The sequence below is a fragment of the Malaciobacter marinus genome, assembly GCF_003544855.1.
Lineage (GTDB): Bacteria > Campylobacterota > Campylobacteria > Campylobacterales > Arcobacteraceae > Malaciobacter > Malaciobacter marinus.
Window position 1 is genome coordinate 2,502,612 of record NZ_CP032101.1, and the last position, 17,520, is coordinate 2,520,131.

A 17,520-nucleotide genomic window follows, 5' to 3' on the forward strand; every position below is an offset into this window, starting at 1 on the left:
AAGGTCTATTTGTTTAAAATTAAAAGTTTACTACTCATTCATAGAGTTAAAAAACTCTTCGTTATCTTTTGTTCTTTGCATTTTTGAATATAAGAATTTTAAAGCTTCAACTTCATCCATTTGTGAAATTGCATTTCTTAATATCCATGTTCTTTGAAGAACTTCAGGAGTTAATAGTAACTCTTCTTTTCTAGTTCCAGATTTAATAATATCTAAAGCTGGATAAACTCTTCTATTTGAAGCATTTCTACTTAATACAACTTCACTATTACCAGTTCCTTTAAACTCTTCAAAAATTACTTCATCCATTTTCGAACCAGTTTCAATAAGTGCAGTTGATATAATAGTTAAAGAGCCACCCTCTTCTATATTTCTAGCAGCTCCAAAAAATCTTTTTGGTTTATGTAATGCATTTGCATCCACACCACCTGAAAGTACTTTTCCAGAACTTGGTGTTACAGTATTATAAGCACGAGCTAGTCTTGTAATAGAATCAAGTAAAATTACTACATCTTTTTTCATTTCAACAAGTCTTTTTGCTTTTTCAATTACAATTTCAGCAACTCTTACATGATTATGAGCAGGTAAATCAAAAGTAGAAGAATAAACTTCCCCTTTTACACTTCTTTGCATATCAGTTACTTCTTCTGGTCTTTCATCAATTAATAAAACCATTAAATTTGTTTCAGGATGATTTTTTGTAATACCATGAGCTAACTCTTTTAATAACTCTGTTTTACCAGTTTTTGGAGGAGCAACTATTAAACTTCTTTGTCCTTTACCCATTGGAGCAAAAAGATCAAGTATTCTACCTGTCATTTTATTTGAATTATATTCAAATTTGAATTTATCAGTTGAGTATAAAGGAGTTAAGTTATCAAATAAAGGTCTATTTTTTGATTCATTTACAGGTAAGTAGTTTATAGCTTCAATTTTTAATAAAGCATAATATTTTTCACTCTCTTTGTTTGGAGGTCTTACTTGTCCAGTTACGATATCACCAGTTCTTAATGCAAATTTTCTAATTTGAGTTGCTGATACATAAGAATCACTTGAAGTATCAGAGAAGTTTCCATCAATTGCCCTTAAAAAACCAAATCCACCCTCTTTTATTTCTAAAATACCTGTGAATAAGACAAATCCCCCTGCATCGATTTGATTTTTCAAAATCGAGAACATCAAGTCTTGTCTTTTTAGCTCTTGTGGGTTTTCAACTCTTAGCTCTTTTGCTATTTTAAGAAGGTCCTGTAAAGGATATTCTCTTAATTTTTCAATTGTGTGCCCTTCAACAGGAATATGAGTTCTAGTTTTTCTACTAGAATTCCCATTTGTTTTGGGACTTTTTGTTTTAGATTGAGTTTTTGACTCTTCCATAAGTTTATTTAACCTTTTAATTTCGATATACATAAAGTTATGTAGTTTTTGAAGTTTAGTTTAAAATTTTAAGTTGTGTAATTGTAGTCTTTATTTTTTAAAAAGTCAATTAAACGGAAGAAGTACCTTTAAAAGGTACTTCTAAGAATTTTTTTATTAAAAATTATAAATTATTTTCATTTTTTGCAAGATAATCAGCAACACCATTTGTATCAGGTTTCATTCCCTCATCACCTTTATTCCATCCTGCTGGACAAACTTCACCATGTTCATTAGTAAATAACATTGTATCAACCATTCTAATCATTTCGTCAATGTTTCTTCCTAATGGTAAATCATTAATAACTGCATGTCTTATTGTTCCATCTTTATCAATTAAAAAAGATCCTCTTAATGCTACAGATTCATCAAATAAAACATCATAATCTTTTGAAATTTGCTTGCTTAAATCAGCTACTAGTGGATATTTAACTCTTCCTATTCCACCGTTTTCAACAGCTGTTTCTCTCCAAGCAAAATGAGAAAATTGAGAATCGACAGAAACACCAATAACATTGATACCTCTTTCTTTAAACTCATCAACTCTTTTAGAAAATGCAATGATTTCTGATGGACAAACAAATGTAAAATCTAATGGATAAAAGAACAATACTGAACCATTTTCTCCAATGTTTTCATAAAGATTAAAATCTTCAACAATTTGTCCGTCTGCAAGTACAGCATTAGCTGTAAAATCTGGAGCTTTTTTAGTTACTAACATGTGATTTCCTTTTTAATTTAAATTAACACTTATTATATTGAATTTTTCTAAAAAAAACATTAGTTTATAATTAGCTTTTATAATTAAGAAAATTCTTACTTCATAATAAAACTTTTCCAATATCATAAGCTAATCTTATAATAATACTCATTAAATATATTTATCAATATGCTAAGACTTATAAGCAATATTTAAACATAGATTTATTAAGAGTGTGATAAAGTTTCTAAAATTTTCCAAGGAGATTAATATGGCAGTTAAAATTACTGACATCTGTATTAGTTGTGATGCTTGTTTAGATGAGTGTCCAGTAGAAGCAATTGTAGACAATGATGAGAACCCAACAGGTGAGGATATATATTATGTATATTCTGACAAATGTGTTGAATGTGTAGATCATCATGATTCTCCTGCATGTGCAGATGCATGTCCTACAGAAGGATGTATTGTTTGGGATGCACCAGGTGCAGGTTCTGTTGAAAGCCCAGATAGAGGTGAAGCTGGAACACCAGTTGTAGAAGACTAATTTTCAGATAAAAATTACACATATTTATATAGAAAAAGGCAAGTGGATTAAACTCTACTTGCCTTTTTTTTATTTTTTAGGTATAATCCGCGACTTAATAAAATTAGTAGAGGAATATACTTTATGGAACAAACATTATCAATCATCAAACCTGATGCAGTGGCAAAGAACGTTGTTGGAAAAATCTTAGATAGATTTGAATCTGCTGGACTAAAAATAGCAGCAACAAGAAAAATACAATTAAGCAAAGCTGACGCTGAAGCTTTTTATGCTGTTCACGCTGAAAGACCTTTCTTTGGAGAGTTAGTAGAATTCATGATTTCTGGACCAGTTGTTGTTACTGTTTTAGAAGGTGAAAATGCTATGGCTAAAAATAGAGAATTAATGGGAGCAACAAACCCAAAAGAAGCTGCAGAGGGAACAATCAGAGCTGATTTTGCTGAATCAATTGATGCAAATGCAGTACATGGTTCTGATTCATTAGAAAATGCAGCTAATGAAATTAAATTTTTCTTCTCTGATAGAGAAATCTGTTAAGAAATTAAAATTAATCTATGAAAATAGAGTTTAGAAAAGTACCAACAACACCAAAAGAGTTTACTAATAATTTTGCTTCAGTAAAATTAGAGGGGACTTTTTGTAAAATGTCGCCAACTCTAATCAAAGTTGATGCAACACTAACAGGACAAAGCTCTGTTTTGTGTATAAGATGTGGTGAAGAAGAAAATATTAATTTAGATGAAAATTTATTTTTTCTACTAAGTGATGGTATTTATAATAATGAATCAAAAGATTTAATTATAGAAGTAGAAGATGGTATAATTGACTTTGACCAAATTTGTGAAAGTGAACTTTCATCACTTGAAAGTGATTACCATATTTGTAAAAGTTGTTTAGAGGACAACGAAAAAATAGAAAAAGAATTTTAAGGAGATAAATTATGGCAGTACCAAAGAGAAGAGTATCTCATTCAAGAGCAGCGAAAAGAAGAACTCATTATAAGGTGGCTTTAAAAAGACCAGTTAAAGATAGTGATGGAACTTGGAAAATGCCTCATACTGTTAACCCAAATACGGGTGAATATAAAAGCTAATGATTAAAATAGCTATTGACGCGATGGGCGGGGACTTTGGTCCTGAACCCATTGTTGATGGACTAGTTGCAGCACTTAGAAGCAACACTAATTTTACAGCTATAGCTGTAGGAAAAAAAGAAGAACTACTTAACCTTATACCTAGTAACTTTTTAAGCAGAATAGAAATAGTTGATACTGATGATGTTATATCTATGACAGATAGTGCTACTGATGCTTTAAAAAGAAAAGATTCTACAATATATAAAGCAATTGAATTAGTTAGAAATGAAGAAGCTGATGCTGTTGTTTCAGCAGGTCATTCAGGTGCTTCAATGTCACTTGCAACTCTTAGAATAGGAAGAATCAAAGGTATATCAAGACCTGCAATTGCAACTTTAATGCCAACAAGTGAAAATCAAAACACTTTAGTTTTAGATGTTGGTGCAAATGTAGATTGTGATGCTAAAAACCTTTATGAATTTGCTGTCATGGGTCAAGTTTATGCACAAGATGTATTAAAACTTGATGAACCTATTGTTGGATTACTAAGCAATGGAGAAGAAGAAAGCAAAGGAAATGAAGTTAGTAAAGAAGCTTACCAATTAATAAGAAAAATTCCTAACTTTGCAGGAAATGTAGAGGGAAGCGATATCTTTAAAGGTTCAGTAGATGTTGTTGTTTGTGATGGATTTATAGGTAATATATTACTTAAAACTGCAGAAGGTGTTGCAGATACCATTGGAACAATTATAAAGAAAAATCTTAAACGATCACTTATTTCTATTGCCGGTGCTGTATTAATGCGAAAAGTATTTAGAAACTTAAAAGTAAGAGTTGATTATGCTGAATATGGTGGTGCTCCACTATTAGGTGTAAAAGCTCCTGTTATTATTGCACATGGTAAATCTAATGCAAAAGCAGTTAAAAATGCAATTTTCCAAGCTATTACTGCAGCAAGTTCTAATTTGAGTTATAATATAGAAGATAGAATAAATAAGTATAAATAACAATTAAGGATTTTGTAAATGGCTTACGCAGCTTTTAGATCTATTGGTGCATATATTCCGCCAAAGATTATGACAAACCAAGACTTTGAAAAAATCATTGATACAAGTGATGAATGGATCACTAAAAGAACAGGAATAAAAGAAAGAAGATTATCTGAAGAGAATGAAGCTTCTTCTGATTTAGGTGCAAGAGCAGCTCAAGTTGCTATTGATAGAGCGGGAATTGCAAAAGAAGATATTGATTTAGTAATCTGTGCAACTGTAACACCTGATTATTTATGTATGCCCTCAACTGCATGTTTAATTGCATCAAAATTAGATTTACCTCCTGTAATGGCTTATGATATTAGTGCAGCTTGTACTGGTTTTGTATATGCACTTTCTATTGCAAAAGCATTTATTGAATCTGGAATGAAAAAAAATGTTCTAATTATTGGGGCAGAAACATACTCTTCAATTTTAGATTATACAGATAGAGGAACTTGTTTTATATTTGGAGATGGTGCTGGAGCAGCTATTATATCTGCTACAGAAGATAAAAATGAAGCTATAACTGAAGTTAGTTGTTCAAGTGATGGAAACTATGATGATTTAATAAAAACTCCAGGTGGAGGAAGTAAACATCCTTGTTCACAAGAAGTATTAGACAATAAAATGGCTTGTATTAAAATGAAAGGAAATGAAACTTTCAAACTTGCTGTAAAAACACTTACATCAGATGTTAAAACTTTACTTGAAAAACATAACTTAACAAATAATGATATCACTCACTTTATTCCTCATCAAGCAAACTATAGAATTATAAAAGCTGTTGGTGATGCTTTAGGCTTAGAAGAAGAAAAAATTGTAGTTACAGTTGATAAGTATGCTAATACATCAGCTGCTTCAATTCCAATGGCAATGAATTATGCTTTTGAAGAAGGTAAAATTAAAAAAGGCGATACAATACTTTTTGATGCCTTTGGTGCTGGACTTACATGGGGAAGTGCACTATTTAAATTCTCACCAAAAAGTTAGTAAAAGGGCTTTGCCCTTACTAATCTTACACTTTGTAATAAAATAATCAATCTATTAAAATTTTTTGTACAATTCTTTTTTAAGGAGTTAATATGATATTAGGCACATGTCCATATTGTAAAGGAAATGTAATTTCAAAAAAAATAACTGCACAAGGCAAAAAAATCAAGCTTTATACTTGTGAAAATTCAAAAAAAGAGTATGATGAAAGTGATTCATATGTATTTACAGCTGATTCAACATGTAGATTTAGAGTATATTCAAATGTCTTTTTAAAATGGAATAAAAGAAGTTTTTCTGAAAATGAAATGAAAAGACTATTAAAAGATGAACAAGTAGTTATAAGATTACATGGAAGAAAAGGAACAAAAGAGTATTTTAAATATGCAATACCCCATGAAGAGTATGGAGTATCAATACTTTGGGATGAAGAAGTCGAAGAAGATTAATTAATATATTGAATTAAAGCCATATAAAAAATTGTTCCACCAAAAATTGAGATTAAATAATTTTTAATACTTAAATGCAAAAATGCCGTAAATATTACTGATGATACTTCTTTTAATCCATAAGGATAAACTGCAAACTCAATATCTTTTAAAGTATAAACAATTAAAATCACCATAATAATTGCAGGAAAAAATCTCTCAATAAATATAATTGAAGAGGGAGGATCTTTTCTTATAAAAAAGATAAAAGGAAAAACCCTTGTAAAATAGTTCACTAAGGCCATAACCCCAATTGCTAAATATATCTCTATACCCGTCACTTTTCAATCCTTTTTCTAAAGAAAAACATCATTATTAAAGCTATAATAATAGATACAATTAACATCTTATCACTTGGTATAAAAATCAATGCAAAGATTGAAGAAATAGCTCCTATTAAAAAAGGATAAATATTTTTCAAACTTTTATATTGCTCTATACATAAAACAACAAATAATGCTGTTAAAGAAAACTCTAAACCTGCTGTATTAAAATCTACATATGAGCCAATAACTGCCCCACTTGTACATCCTATAATCCAATAAAATTGATTTAATAATCCTAAAAATAAATAATAATACTTTTTATTTAAAGTTTCATCATCTTTTATTGTGGTTAATAAAGCATATGTTTCATCAGTTAAACTAAAGATTAAAAAGGGTTTTAATTTTCCACTATTTTTAAATCTTTTAAGCAAAGACAAGCCATAAAAAGATTGTCTAATATTTATAAACCAAGAAGCAATTGCAATATCAATAAGTCCAGCTTTTGCATTAAAAAAATTAATTGCAACAAACTGTAAAGCTCCCGCATAAATAAAAATTGACATAATTGGTGCTAAATACCAAGGATAATCAAAACTTGTTAATAATAAACCAAAAGCAAATCCTAAAACTATATATCCCATTAATACAGGAATAGAAATAGAAAAAGCTTTTTTAAGCTCTTTTTCGTATTTCATTAATTAATAAGATTTTTATTTTTTGGATTGTTTTTAAAAACATTAAGTGATTTTTCTTTAGGATTTGAGTTAAACTTATCCACAGTTGCTAAAGGGTTTAGATATAAAATTGCATCATCAATAATTATTTGAAAAATTGAATGAAGTGGTAATTGTACTTTAGAACCAAAATTTTCACTTCCAAATCCTGCTTCAAAACTCATAATATTTTTATCATTAATCTCTATTGTTGTATATGTATAATTTGCTAATATATACAATGAAAATTTTGACAATTGAGATTTTATATTTTTAGGCAATTCTGGTGTAAACTCCATTGCTTCTATATTTGCAGTTATTGCAAACTCTTCATTGTTTTCAAGTAAGTAATCAATAATATCTTTTATTTGTGAATTTATTAACTCTTTATAACTATCTTGTTCTATAATATTGCTAATCATTAAGATTTATCCTTTTTTATAAATTAACTTGTTATTATAACTTATGAAACAGATAATCTTACTTATTTTAATACCTTTTTTTATACTTGAAGCAAAAAACATTACTCTTTCACAAGAAGAGTATAACAATATCTTAAAAATGCAAAATGCTTCACAAATATCAGCAAGATTAGTAAAATATAAAAGACTACTTTCTAAAGCAAAAGACTTTTCAACAATAAAAAAATTATCATATACAAATAGTTTTTACAATAAAATTCTACCAATAAATGATGAAACCAAATATCAAGTTGATGATTACTGGGCTACACCAAAAGAGTTTTTGATTGAAGGAAGAGGTGATTGCGAAGATTATGCAATAGCAAAATACTTCACACTACTAAGCTTAGGAATAAAAGAAAATAAACTATTTCTTGCAGTTGTTAAAGTTAAAAATGCTACAAATTATCACATGATTTTATTATATATTGAAAATAAAAACTCTATGCCTTTAGTTTTAGATAACTTAAGTTTTAAAGTAGTGCCTTTAAATAAAAGACCTAAATTAAAAGTAAAATTTATTTTTAATGAAAAAGAATCTTTTATTTTAAAAAATAAAAAGATTCATAAAAAAGTAAAAGTTGACTGGGGGAAAGAGAATAAATGGGAAAATATTTTAAAAAGAGTTTATGAAAACAATGAATAATCTTCTAAAATATCAAAATCTATCATAGCATTTAAAAGTGCAATTTTTTTTGCATTTTTCAACATCGCTAATGTAATATCTGCTTCTTTTATAAAACCACTATTTATATATCTTTGCCTTGTTGTTCCATTTAATAAAGGTTTTTTTGGAGTAATCCAACTATTATCATAAAAAATTGCAATATTTGCAATTGAAGTATCAGTTAATAAAGAGTTTTTAAATATCATTATTTCATCACATGATTCTTTTTGTTCAAAAAGCTTATTTAAGGAATCTCTATTTAAATATTTTTTTGAATACTCTATCTTGTCATTTTTTATTATTTTAAAATTTTTTATCTCTTTCTTTTTATACTCAAAATATTTAATATCTATAATTTCATCACTGTTATAAATTACTTTACATCTTAATAACTTTTCATTTAAAGGAGATATATATTCACTTAAATCAAAATTTCTTGCAATTGTTTTTGCGATTCTTTTATTGTGATATGATAAATTAAAAACTTCATAATCCTCACATTTTATTGTTTCAAAATAATTTATTGTTCCATTCATATAGTTTTTATTTAATCCTTACTTTTTTTAGTTTTGTTATAATAACAAAAAAAATTTTAGGATAACTAAAAGTGGTAGAGATAAAAAAAACAATTAAAAAATATGACAATTTTGAAGACACTTATAAACAAGGTTATATTGGTTTACCAAAGGGATTTGAGGGAATAAAAGAACCAATATTTTTAACTATTAAAGAGTTTAAAAAAAAATTTAAATCACTTAAAAATAAGAAAAAATATCCAGTTTTATTTTATATGCACGGCTCAGTAGGACTTGCATATGGAAAAAAATACAAAGATGCTGTTTTAAAAGAGAATTTTATTTTCTTTGCCCCAAACTCATATAAATTAAAAGATAGACCAACATATAAAACACCTACTAAAATTCAAAACTATGAACAAGTTCATAAAGTAAGAGTGGCAGAGGTTTTTTACAATATTAAAAGATTAAAAGAGTTTGATTTTTTGGATTTAAAAAATATTTTTTTAATGGGAAGTAGCGAGGGAGCATTAGCAGCTGCACAATACAAAGGAAAAGACTTTAAAGGAAGAATTGTTGCAGCATATGCATGTGAAAATGGATATTACAGTCGTGACTTTAAAATAGGTGCACGAAAAAAAGACCCTTTTTTAAATATAATAGGTACGCACGACCAATATTTTGGAAAATATTCTCCATATGAAGAGAATAACAATAATGGTCATTGTGCAATGGCACTACTTGAATTTAAAAATGCAAAAGTAGTTTTACTTCCTAAAACAAAACATAATGTAATTGAAAATAAATATACAATTCCAGAAGTTGTCAATTTCTTAAAATTTCACACTAGCAAGTAATTTAACTTACTGCTTGTGAAATTAAAATATTATCTAAATCTTCTATGATTATATCTTTTTTAAAAATTTTAGCTACTTCTTTTGCATACTCTAAATGGGTTGTTATACCAACACAAGAACAATTTGTTTCACTTAAAACATAAATATCATTTTGATTTTCATCATAATCTAAAATATAATCCATTGTCCATAAAAGTGGAAAATCATGTCCTTGGCAATATGGCTTAATATCCTTTAAACCTTTTAATGTTAAATCAATTACATCTTTCCATTTTGCTTCTCTTGGCGATTCATAATTATATTGTGCTCCTGAAAAAAGAGTTGCAGAAAACTCACCATCTTGTGGTTTTTTATGCACAACAGAAATAGGTTCATTATTTACTAATAAAACTCTAATTTCTCCTTCTTTTATTCTTTTTAAATATTTACAAGAAACAAAACCTTTTTTTTCTTTAAAATATACTGCACTTTCATTCTCTTCTTCAAATTTCCAAGAAAAATCAGTTATAAAATCATCTAATGTTTTAAAGTGTATTTTTTCATTATTAACAGCTTCTGTAGAAGTTACACTATTATCTTCATTTAAACAAACTAAATAAACACCCTCACCTGTTGAGCCATAGTTAGTTTTTAGAACTCTTATCTTTTCTTTTTTTAATTCATAAGGGAAGCTTCTTTGAAAATCATCAAATTTTTGATAAAACATAGTGCTTTTTTCACCTAAGTAAGTATCCTTAAGTTTATAAAGAATATCTTTAAAGTCAAGGTTAATCATAACATCAGGGTGAGTATGAACATGAATATTTTCTTGACTAAGTTTATTTAAAAATTGAAAATATTCATCGATTTCTTTTAAATTACCTGGATTTATTCTGCTAATAACTGCAACTGCATGTTTTTTTAAATAATCAAAAAGCTTATGCTTTTTATTGGGAATATAAAAAACCACTTCTGTGTCATATGAAGTATTATTTTGAATTTCTTTCAATATAGGCTTAGTATCAGGTCTAAATCCATCAAAACCTTTGTCACTTCCAACTGCGTATTCAATGATAAAAACTTTAGTTCTCATATATGTCTCCTGTAACATATTTAATGCTTAATTATAAATTACAGTGAGTTTATAATATAACAGTTACAGAATAATTACAGATTTAAGAAGGAATATAGATTTTGTCTTGTAATTCTTCATACTCTAAATTTATATTTGAATCACAAGTAATTCCACCTCCACTTTTGTAATAATAGATATCTTCTATTTTTTCTATAAACCTAATAAGAACAAAACTATAAAGTGAAGTTCCATCATAAATACCTGCTATACCAGTATAATAATCTCTTTTATAGTTTTCAATTTCATCAAGAATTTGTACAGTTTTTTTCTTAGGAGTTCCAGTTATTGAGCCAGCAGGTAAAAGTGAAGTTAAAATATCTCCAATATTTTTATGCCAATCTTTTTTTAATTCACCAGATATTTTAGAACTTATTTGTAAAAGCTCTTTTTCTCCTGCATTTATTTTATCACAATATCTAAACTTATCAACTCTTACTTTTGAAGAGACAATTGATAAGTCATTTCTTAACAAATCAACAACCATTGTATGCTCAGCCATCTCTTTAGTATCCCTAAGAATTTTTGCTTGGGCATTAGGAACTTTTGCATCAATAGTACCTTTCATAGGATATGTATAAATTTTATCTTTTTTTATTTCAATAAATTTTTCAGGAGAAAAACATACGAATTCATCTTTATATTTTAATTTAAATAAAGCCTGAGCTTTTTTATAAATCTCATCTAAACTCAAAGAAGTATCAATCTTAGTTTTAAAAGTAAGATTTAATAAATAAGAATTTCCTTCTTTTATATGATTTTGTATGGAAGTAAAAGCTTTTTTATAAGCACTATAATCTATTGGAAATTTTGATAAAGCAATTTTTTCAAGGCTTTTAAAATTACTATTTTTTGATAATTCAAATTTAATATCATTTGGTAATTCATTTAGTTTATAAATTTCATATCTTGATAAATCATATGATATCATAAAAAAAAATGGCTCATTTAATGAGCCATTTTTATTTAGTTCTTGTCTAATAATTTCTTTTCTCAAATAAAACTTACTTTATTAATTTCTTTAAAATTGCCATTCTAATAGCAACTCCATTTCTAACTTGCTCTAAAACTTTACTTCTTGAATCTTGCAACATTTCATCACTAATATCAATATTTCTATTTACTAATCTTTGATATAATGACTTTAAAATCTCTTCATTAGAAAAGTCTGAAATAGATGTCAAGTGTTGCATTTTCTTCCTTTAATTTTAGTTTTGATTATATCTAAAAGCAATTGAAAAGTAGAATACATAAAAACATAAAATCAAAAAAAATGATTTTTCTTGATTAACAATTTGTTCAATAAAATTAGATATAATCTATTTTAAAGTTAAAATTAACATTAACAGGAAAAAAAATGTCAGAAGAGTTAAAAAACATTGATAAAAAATATGTTTTAAACACATATTCAAAAAATTATACAAATTTTAAAAGTGGTATTAATGCTACATTATTTGATGATAGTGGCAAGGACTATGTAGATTTCACTTCAGGTATTGGAGTAGTATCAGTAGGACATGGGAATAAACAAGTAGCAGATACAATATATAAACAAGTAAGCAATATTACTCATACTTCAAATCTTTATATGATTGAACCTCAAATAAAATTAGCCCAACAAATAACAAAACTTGCAGGATATGAAGTTGGGACTTTTTTTGCCAATAGTGGTGCTGAAGCCAATGAAGGTGCAATTAAAATCGCAAGAAAATATGGCGAAAAAAACTTTGAGAAAAAAAGATACAAAGTAATTACACTAAAGCACTCATTTCATGGAAGAACTATTACTACAGTTAAAGCAACAGGACAAGACAAGTTTCATGCTCCGCATTTTGCTCCATACCCAGATGGTTTTTCTTATGATAATACAATTGACGATATTTACAATTCAATTGATGATGAAACAGTTGCAGTTATGATTGAGTTAGTTCAAGGAGAAGGTGGAGTTCAGCCTTTTGATAAAAAAGATATTCAAGAATTAGCAAAATTTTTAAATGATAATAAAATATTATTAATAGTAGATGAAGTACAAACAGGAGTTTATAGAACAGGAGAGTTTCTAGCTTCAAACCTTTATGAAATACAGCCAGATATTATAACTTTAGCTAAAGGTTTAGGTGGAGGAGTTCCTATTGGAGCAGTTATTACTAAACATAAAGATATTTTAGAACCAGGAGATCATGGTTCAACTTTTGGAGGAAATTACTTAAGTACAGCAACTGGATTAGAAGTTTTAAATATTTTAGAAGATTATAAAGTAAGTGGAAAATTAGATGAAGCAATAATATACTTTGAAGAGAAATTAGATACTTTATATAAAAAATATTCAAATCTATTTTTAGAAAGTGTTGGATTAGGTTTAATGAGAGGACTTAGAGTAAGAGATGAACAAACTTTAGCTTCTATTGTATCAAAAGCTTTTGAGAATGGTGTTTTAGTATTAAAAGCTGGAAAAAATACTTTAAGACTTCTACCTGTGCTTACAATTTCTAAAGAAGAAATTGATGAAGGTTTTAAAAGGTTAGGTGATGCCCTTGAAGAAATCTCTTAGAAAAGGACTACTTCTTAGTAGTCTTTTACCTATGTTTTTAAATGCAAATACAGATGAAAATATATTATCACAAGATAGGCTAAAGCAGTTTGAATTAAGTGAAAAAAAGGTAATTGAAGATAGTAGCAAGTTAAAAAAAGACTGGATTAATCCTATTACATTATCATACACAAAAATCGATGGAGAATATACAGACTCAGAAAAAAGTGTAATTAGAGTTGATCAACCAATCTTTAAAAGTGGTGGAATTTATAAAGCTATTAAATATGCCAATGCAAGTGAAAAATATTCAAATTTGGATATAGATGTACAAAGAAAAAATCTAATAAAAGATGCCTATGAAACTCTTTTTAATATAAATAAAATTGAGTTTGAAATAAAAAAAGCAAATTATGTTGTTAAAAATGCACAAATTGATGTAATAAGAAAAAAAGAACAAGTATTAAATGGATTTTTAGATACTTCTTTTTTAGATAATGCAATTTTAGATGCAAATACTGCTAAAAAGAATCTAATAGATTTAAAATATCAAAAAAGTGAGCTAATCAATAGTTTTAATAATCTTGCAAGTAAAGACTATAAACTTTTTTCTCTTCCTACTTTTGAGCTTGTAAGTAAAAAAAAGTTTTTAAATAAAAACCTTGAATTATCAAAGGCAAAAGCAGATATACAAACTAAATATGAATATAAAGGTATGACTTTATCTAAATATTTGCCAACAGTAAGCGCAACTTTTGATTATACAAAAAACCATAAGTTTAGTCCTACAAATACAAATATAGATGATGATTCTGTACATAATGTAGGAATATCAATATCAATGCCACTTGATGTTAGAACATTCAATGATATAGAATCAACACAAATTGATTATTTAAAAGCTAAACTATCTTTAAAAAATAAGATTTTAGAAGAACAAAATTTTTTCAAAACAAAACTTGAAAAGATAAAAACAATAGAGAGAAAAATAGAAATAACAAAAGATGACTATAAACTTTACAACTCATTACTTGATACAATAGTTGAAGAAAAAAATGCTGGATTAAAAACAAAAAGTGATGTTGATACATTATTAAACTCATCTATGGTAAAAAAAATTGAACTTAAAGTTTATGAATTAGAAAAACAAATAGAATTATTAAAACTTTATGCTAAAATAGAATAACTATTAACGTAGGAGGATTTATGTTCAATAGTAGATTATTATTAACTTATTGGATTATAATTCTTCCAATTACCTTAGTCAAAATTTTATATACAAATGAGATTGTTCTCATTTGTCTCTTTTTGGAAGTCCTGATATTTTTAATTATAACTCATGCTTTTTATATTTTTATTGCATCATCTGCTTCTTGGCTATATATTTAAATAAAATAGATATTATTATCAATCTGATAAATACTTGAATCATAAAGTATCTTCTTTAGTAGCAAAATAGATCTTTAAAATTATTCCTATAAAACTAGTATAAATAAGAAATAATAAAAATATAGAAAATATATTTCCTAATGAATATTTTAAATCAATAGAGTTAACAAGTACATAATTTTTATTTTCTTGATGCTTAATATTCTCTACTAATAAAGACATGTCTTTTAAATCTTTAGATTTTTCAATAGGTATATTTTTTTTAAATAAATCAAGTCTAATATTCTTATATGGGACTAAAATATAATTTATTTTATATTTTTCTATAAGATTATTTTGAACATCTTTAAAAATATACTGCAATTCTTCTTTTAATCTTTCATTAAAGTAATCTTTCTTTGATTCTGATATTTCATCATATCTATAAACAAGCATCTTAATATTATTTTTACTTTTTGCCCATCTTTTTATTGAATCTGAAGCATCAAATCTATTCCCAAAATATAAATTATAAAAAATGTAATTTATTCTATCAAATTCTATACCATCAAACTCTTCAAGTGATTTTTCTAAATCATTAGTTAGCTTATTAGTAACATTAGTTATTTTAAGATTCCATATTGTATTTTTATTATAGAAACTACCGGGAACATTTTTACCTTCATCTAATAAATACCATGAAGACTCTATAAACTTATAATATTCTTCAAAAAGATTCTTATATTTGTATATCTGTTTTTTTAATAAGTCATATTTCTTTTTATCTTTTAATAAACTTATTTCTTCACATTTAGCAAATCTTTCTAGTATACTAAACTTTGTACATAAGGCATTAAAAGACAATTTATTAACTTCAAAACTTGATGTTTTCTTTAAATCTTTGAATTTAGTAATCACTTTTGGCTGTGTATAGAAAAGCAATGTAAGTCTTTCATCAACGGAATCAATAAAACTCTTTTCTTTTATTAAATTAAAATTTATCATTGTAAAAACACAAAGGCATATCGCAATAAAAATAAATCTACCACCAACATATGGACTATTTGTATTAGCAAAGAATAAATTAAAATATGAATCTCTTGATGGTACATTTGTACTTATATTAAAGCTTAATTTATCTTCTTGTGATAGTTTACTTATTTTATTTAAAGATGTATTTTCTTTATTTTTTGTTTCATTCAAATCAACATCTATTTGTTTATCTTTTTCTTTTAATAATAAATTAGAAATATTGTTTTTTTCAATTTTTAAAGTTTCATTATAAGAACTCTTTTTTATAGATGATAACGTAAATTCAAAACAATCAATTAACTTAAAAATAAAAAATATTCTTTCTTCTATATCTTTTAAGTTTTCATTAATATTTTGAGAATTAATTTCTGTTTCAAATAAATCCTTTTTTATAGAAAAAATATTATAGTTTTTAAAATGTATAATTAATTTATTAGAAAATATATTAATTTCAAATTCTTTATTCATATTTTTATTTATTAATTTAACTAAATTATCCATAACTATTGGGCTTAGGATAAAGTTTATAGTAGTTGCATCACTTCCATTTACATAAAAATTATTCATAAAATCTTTATTACTAAAATTAATTGAATTCTCAAAATATTTTGCTTTTCTTATAATAATAAGATCATCTATAGAAAAAGGCAATCTCATAATAAAAAGAGTTCCATCAAATAATGTACTTTTATATTTATCTTTACCTATTGTTAAATGTGAATAAGCTAATAAAGAACTAAAACCTTTATATTTAAGATCAAAAATATTATTTGAATAATATGAAAATTCTTTTTCTTTATCAAAATCAAAATCAACTAATTGAGAAAATAGTTCTTTATATTCTTCATCTTTATTATCTCTAAAAAAGCCATTAAATTTTTTTACTAAAAAGGGTTTTACTAATAGCTTACGATATTCACTATAAAGCTTATATGTTTTACTATTAAATAATATTATAAAAGATATACCTAAAAGTAATACGCCTAGAAGTCCAATTCCTACATTATTTGCTAAGTAACTAATAATTATCATGAAAAATGATATTGAAAATAAAAATCCTACAAACTTATCAATTATTTGATTTATTTTTAGCTTTTTTCTTAACTTTTCTAATATCACCACTTCATCATCAAATTTTATCATAAATAGTCTTCTGCTTTTATCTCTTTCTTTTCTTCATCTTTTATCTCAAACATTGGTTTTGATTTTACTTTTAAAAAAGCATCATTTATGAATTTTCCAGGATATATTTCAATACTATTTTTTAAATATGCAATAGATTGATTATAGTTTCTTCTTGCAGCAGATATATTTCTTTCTACTTCACTATAAGATTGTTGAGCTTCTATTAACAATTTATGAGAATATAAGTCAGGATAATTCTCCAAAGAAATATTTAATTCTTTCATCTTTAAATCTAACTCATCTTCTAATTTAAATCTCTCTTGTATATTTTTATTATTATCATTTTCTTTGTAGTTTCTTTCAAGTTTTGTACGTATATTTGTAATATCAACTAATACGTTCTTTTCATGGTCCATGTATTTTTTTGCAATTGTTAAAATATTTGGAATTAGGTCATACCTCTTTTTTAATTGAACATCAATATTTGCATATGCTGCATCACCAAAATTTTTATTTGATATTATGTTAGAATAACTTCTATATAATATCAACCCTATTACAAATATAATAGTATAAAAAAACAAACTCATAATTTACATACTCCTTTTAAATTTATATAATATATATT

21 protein-coding genes and 1 pseudogene are annotated in these 17,520 nt (G+C 26.1%); 11 read left to right on the forward strand and 11 right to left on the reverse strand.

Going from position 1 to position 17,520, the window contains the following annotated elements:
- Positions 1-30 precede the first annotated feature (30 nt).
- Positions 31-1,374 (reverse strand): transcription termination factor Rho, encoded by a 1,344-nt coding sequence (rho, locus tag AMRN_RS12135; protein WP_099310040.1) that lies wholly within the window; start codon positions 1,372-1,374, stop codon positions 31-33.
- A 163-nt stretch (positions 1,375-1,537) separates the two neighbouring features.
- Complete coding sequence (locus tag AMRN_RS12140) at positions 1,538-2,134, reverse strand: peroxiredoxin (protein ID WP_099310041.1); 597 nt, start codon at positions 2,132-2,134, stop codon at positions 1,538-1,540.
- A gap of 250 nt (positions 2,135-2,384) precedes the next feature.
- Between AMRN_RS12140 and AMRN_RS12145 the strand changes: the two genes are divergently transcribed.
- From AMRN_RS12145 to AMRN_RS12175, 7 genes are all read left to right on the forward strand, one after another.
- The gene (locus AMRN_RS12145) at positions 2,385-2,660 is read left to right on the forward strand and encodes an NADH-quinone oxidoreductase subunit I (protein ID WP_099310042.1); all 276 of its coding nucleotides are present in this window, start codon (positions 2,385-2,387) and stop codon (positions 2,658-2,660) included.
- A gap of 123 nt (positions 2,661-2,783) precedes the next feature.
- Positions 2,784-3,197, forward strand: a complete 414-nt coding sequence (ndk, locus tag AMRN_RS12150; protein WP_099310043.1) for a nucleoside-diphosphate kinase — start codon at positions 2,784-2,786, stop codon at positions 3,195-3,197.
- A 17-nt stretch (positions 3,198-3,214) separates the two neighbouring features.
- Positions 3,215-3,589: a DUF177 domain-containing protein gene (locus AMRN_RS12155; protein ID WP_099310044.1), complete on the forward strand. Its 375-nt coding sequence runs from the start codon at positions 3,215-3,217 to the stop codon at positions 3,587-3,589.
- Positions 3,590-3,600: 11 nt separating this feature from the next.
- Positions 3,601-3,753: a 50S ribosomal protein L32 gene (rpmF, locus tag AMRN_RS12160; protein ID WP_079577991.1), complete on the forward strand. Its 153-nt coding sequence runs from the start codon at positions 3,601-3,603 to the stop codon at positions 3,751-3,753.
- The gene (gene plsX, locus AMRN_RS12165; RefSeq protein ID WP_099310045.1) at positions 3,753-4,742 is read left to right on the forward strand and encodes a phosphate acyltransferase PlsX; all 990 of its coding nucleotides are present in this window, start codon (positions 3,753-3,755) and stop codon (positions 4,740-4,742) included. Before rpmF ends, plsX begins: the two co-directional genes overlap by 1 nt.
- An 18-nt stretch (positions 4,743-4,760) precedes the next feature.
- Positions 4,761-5,759 carry a beta-ketoacyl-ACP synthase III gene (locus tag AMRN_RS12170; RefSeq protein ID WP_099310046.1) on the forward strand — a complete coding sequence of 333 codons (999 nt, stop codon included), beginning with the start codon at positions 4,761-4,763 and terminating at the stop codon, positions 5,757-5,759.
- Positions 5,760-5,851: 92 nt separating this feature from the next.
- The gene (locus tag AMRN_RS12175; protein WP_099310047.1) at positions 5,852-6,208 is read left to right on the forward strand and encodes a hypothetical protein; all 357 of its coding nucleotides are present in this window, start codon (positions 5,852-5,854) and stop codon (positions 6,206-6,208) included.
- Here AMRN_RS12175 and AMRN_RS12180 read toward each other — a convergent pair.
- Genes AMRN_RS12180 through AMRN_RS12190 form a run of 3 tightly spaced genes read right to left on the reverse strand, consistent with a single transcriptional unit; the run spans position 6,205 to position 7,648 of the window.
- Positions 6,205-6,528 (reverse strand): branched-chain amino acid transporter permease, encoded by a 324-nt coding sequence (locus tag AMRN_RS12180; protein ID WP_099310048.1) that lies wholly within the window; start codon positions 6,526-6,528, stop codon positions 6,205-6,207. The genes AMRN_RS12175 and AMRN_RS12180 overlap by 4 nt on opposite strands.
- On the reverse strand, positions 6,525-7,208 hold the full coding sequence (locus AMRN_RS12185) for an AzlC family ABC transporter permease (protein WP_099310049.1): 684 nt from the start codon (positions 7,206-7,208) through the stop codon (positions 6,525-6,527). The genes AMRN_RS12180 and AMRN_RS12185 overlap by 4 nt, the downstream gene beginning before the upstream one ends.
- Positions 7,208-7,648 carry a hypothetical protein gene (locus tag AMRN_RS12190; RefSeq protein WP_099310050.1) on the reverse strand — a complete coding sequence of 147 codons (441 nt, stop codon included), beginning with the start codon at positions 7,646-7,648 and terminating at the stop codon, positions 7,208-7,210. Before AMRN_RS12190 ends, AMRN_RS12185 begins: the two co-directional genes overlap by 1 nt.
- Positions 7,649-7,691: 43 nt before the next feature.
- On the opposite strand from AMRN_RS12190, the gene AMRN_RS12195 reads away from it, so the two are divergent.
- Positions 7,692-8,333 (forward strand): transglutaminase-like cysteine peptidase, encoded by a 642-nt coding sequence (locus AMRN_RS12195; RefSeq protein ID WP_099310051.1) that lies wholly within the window; start codon positions 7,692-7,694, stop codon positions 8,331-8,333.
- On the opposite strand, the gene AMRN_RS12200 is transcribed toward AMRN_RS12195, so the two are convergent.
- Positions 8,315-8,890 carry an aminotransferase class IV family protein gene (locus tag AMRN_RS12200; RefSeq protein WP_099310052.1) on the reverse strand — a complete coding sequence of 192 codons (576 nt, stop codon included), beginning with the start codon at positions 8,888-8,890 and terminating at the stop codon, positions 8,315-8,317. The two genes, AMRN_RS12195 and AMRN_RS12200, sit on opposite strands and share 19 nt — an antisense overlap.
- Positions 8,891-8,961: 71 nt before the next feature.
- On the opposite strand from AMRN_RS12200, the gene AMRN_RS12205 reads away from it, so the two are divergent.
- Positions 8,962-9,726 (forward strand): hypothetical protein, encoded by a 765-nt coding sequence (locus tag AMRN_RS12205; protein WP_079578000.1) that lies wholly within the window; start codon positions 8,962-8,964, stop codon positions 9,724-9,726.
- A gap of 1 nt (position 9,727) precedes the next feature.
- On the opposite strand, the gene AMRN_RS12210 is transcribed toward AMRN_RS12205, so the two are convergent.
- The 3 genes and pseudogenes from AMRN_RS12210 to AMRN_RS12220 all read right to left on the reverse strand — a co-directional run.
- A complete protein-coding gene (locus AMRN_RS12210) occupies positions 9,728-10,798 on the reverse strand; it encodes a Cj0069 family protein (RefSeq protein ID WP_165772821.1) in 1,071 nt (356 codons plus the stop codon).
- An 82-nt stretch (positions 10,799-10,880) separates the two neighbouring features.
- Positions 10,881-11,834 (reverse strand): aminodeoxychorismate synthase component I, encoded by a 954-nt coding sequence (locus AMRN_RS12215; protein ID WP_099310054.1) that lies wholly within the window; start codon positions 11,832-11,834, stop codon positions 10,881-10,883.
- A 7-nt stretch (positions 11,835-11,841) separates the two neighbouring features.
- Positions 11,842-11,961: pseudogene (locus tag AMRN_RS12220) on the reverse strand (aspartate carbamoyltransferase); the annotation flags it as partial.
- 233 nt (positions 11,962-12,194) lie between these two features.
- On the opposite strand from AMRN_RS12220, the gene AMRN_RS12225 reads away from it, so the two are divergent.
- Complete coding sequence (locus AMRN_RS12225; protein ID WP_099310055.1) at positions 12,195-13,388, forward strand: aspartate aminotransferase family protein; 1,194 nt, start codon at positions 12,195-12,197, stop codon at positions 13,386-13,388.
- On the forward strand, positions 13,372-14,553 hold the full coding sequence (locus tag AMRN_RS12230; protein WP_191282137.1) for a TolC family protein: 1,182 nt from the start codon (positions 13,372-13,374) through the stop codon (positions 14,551-14,553). The genes AMRN_RS12225 and AMRN_RS12230 overlap by 17 nt, the downstream gene beginning before the upstream one ends.
- A gap of 242 nt (positions 14,554-14,795) precedes the next feature.
- On the opposite strand, the gene AMRN_RS12235 is transcribed toward AMRN_RS12230, so the two are convergent.
- Both AMRN_RS12235 and AMRN_RS12240 read right to left on the reverse strand, forming a co-directional pair.
- The gene (locus AMRN_RS12235) at positions 14,796-16,910 is read right to left on the reverse strand and encodes a DUF3137 domain-containing protein (protein ID WP_118897454.1); all 2,115 of its coding nucleotides are present in this window, start codon (positions 16,908-16,910) and stop codon (positions 14,796-14,798) included.
- Positions 16,907-17,482 (reverse strand): LemA family protein, encoded by a 576-nt coding sequence (locus tag AMRN_RS12240; protein ID WP_099312774.1) that lies wholly within the window; start codon positions 17,480-17,482, stop codon positions 16,907-16,909. Before AMRN_RS12240 ends, AMRN_RS12235 begins: the two co-directional genes overlap by 4 nt.
- Positions 17,483-17,520 lie beyond the last annotated feature (38 nt).

Bases quoted from the DNA above. Each gene is read 5' to 3' on its own strand.
- rho (WP_099310040.1), bottom strand. From the start codon at position 1,374: ATGGAAGAGTCAAAAACTCAATCTAAAACAAAAAGTCCCAAAACAAAT.
- AMRN_RS12140 (WP_099310041.1), bottom strand. From the start codon at position 2,134: ATGTTAGTAACTAAAAAAGCTCCAGATTTTACAGCTAATGCTGTACTT.
- AMRN_RS12145 (WP_099310042.1), top strand. From the start codon at position 2,385: ATGGCAGTTAAAATTACTGACATCTGTATTAGTTGTGATGCTTGTTTA.
- ndk (WP_099310043.1), top strand. From the start codon at position 2,784: ATGGAACAAACATTATCAATCATCAAACCTGATGCAGTGGCAAAGAAC.
- AMRN_RS12155 (WP_099310044.1), top strand. From the start codon at position 3,215: ATGAAAATAGAGTTTAGAAAAGTACCAACAACACCAAAAGAGTTTACT.
- rpmF (WP_079577991.1), top strand. From the start codon at position 3,601: ATGGCAGTACCAAAGAGAAGAGTATCTCATTCAAGAGCAGCGAAAAGA.
- plsX (WP_099310045.1), top strand. From the start codon at position 3,753: ATGATTAAAATAGCTATTGACGCGATGGGCGGGGACTTTGGTCCTGAA.
- AMRN_RS12170 (WP_099310046.1), top strand. From the start codon at position 4,761: ATGGCTTACGCAGCTTTTAGATCTATTGGTGCATATATTCCGCCAAAG.
- AMRN_RS12175 (WP_099310047.1), top strand. From the start codon at position 5,852: ATGATATTAGGCACATGTCCATATTGTAAAGGAAATGTAATTTCAAAA.
- AMRN_RS12185 (WP_099310049.1), bottom strand. From the start codon at position 7,208: ATGAAATACGAAAAAGAGCTTAAAAAAGCTTTTTCTATTTCTATTCCT.
- AMRN_RS12190 (WP_099310050.1), bottom strand. From the start codon at position 7,648: ATGATTAGCAATATTATAGAACAAGATAGTTATAAAGAGTTAATAAAT.
- AMRN_RS12195 (WP_099310051.1), top strand. From the start codon at position 7,692: ATGAAACAGATAATCTTACTTATTTTAATACCTTTTTTTATACTTGAA.
- AMRN_RS12200 (WP_099310052.1), bottom strand. From the start codon at position 8,890: ATGAATGGAACAATAAATTATTTTGAAACAATAAAATGTGAGGATTAT.
- AMRN_RS12210 (WP_165772821.1), bottom strand. From the start codon at position 10,798: ATGAGAACTAAAGTTTTTATCATTGAATACGCAGTTGGAAGTGACAAA.
- AMRN_RS12225 (WP_099310055.1), top strand. From the start codon at position 12,195: ATGTCAGAAGAGTTAAAAAACATTGATAAAAAATATGTTTTAAACACA.
- AMRN_RS12235 (WP_118897454.1), bottom strand. From the start codon at position 16,910: ATGATAAAATTTGATGATGAAGTGGTGATATTAGAAAAGTTAAGAAAA.
- AMRN_RS12240 (WP_099312774.1), bottom strand. From the start codon at position 17,482: ATGAGTTTGTTTTTTTATACTATTATATTTGTAATAGGGTTGATATTA.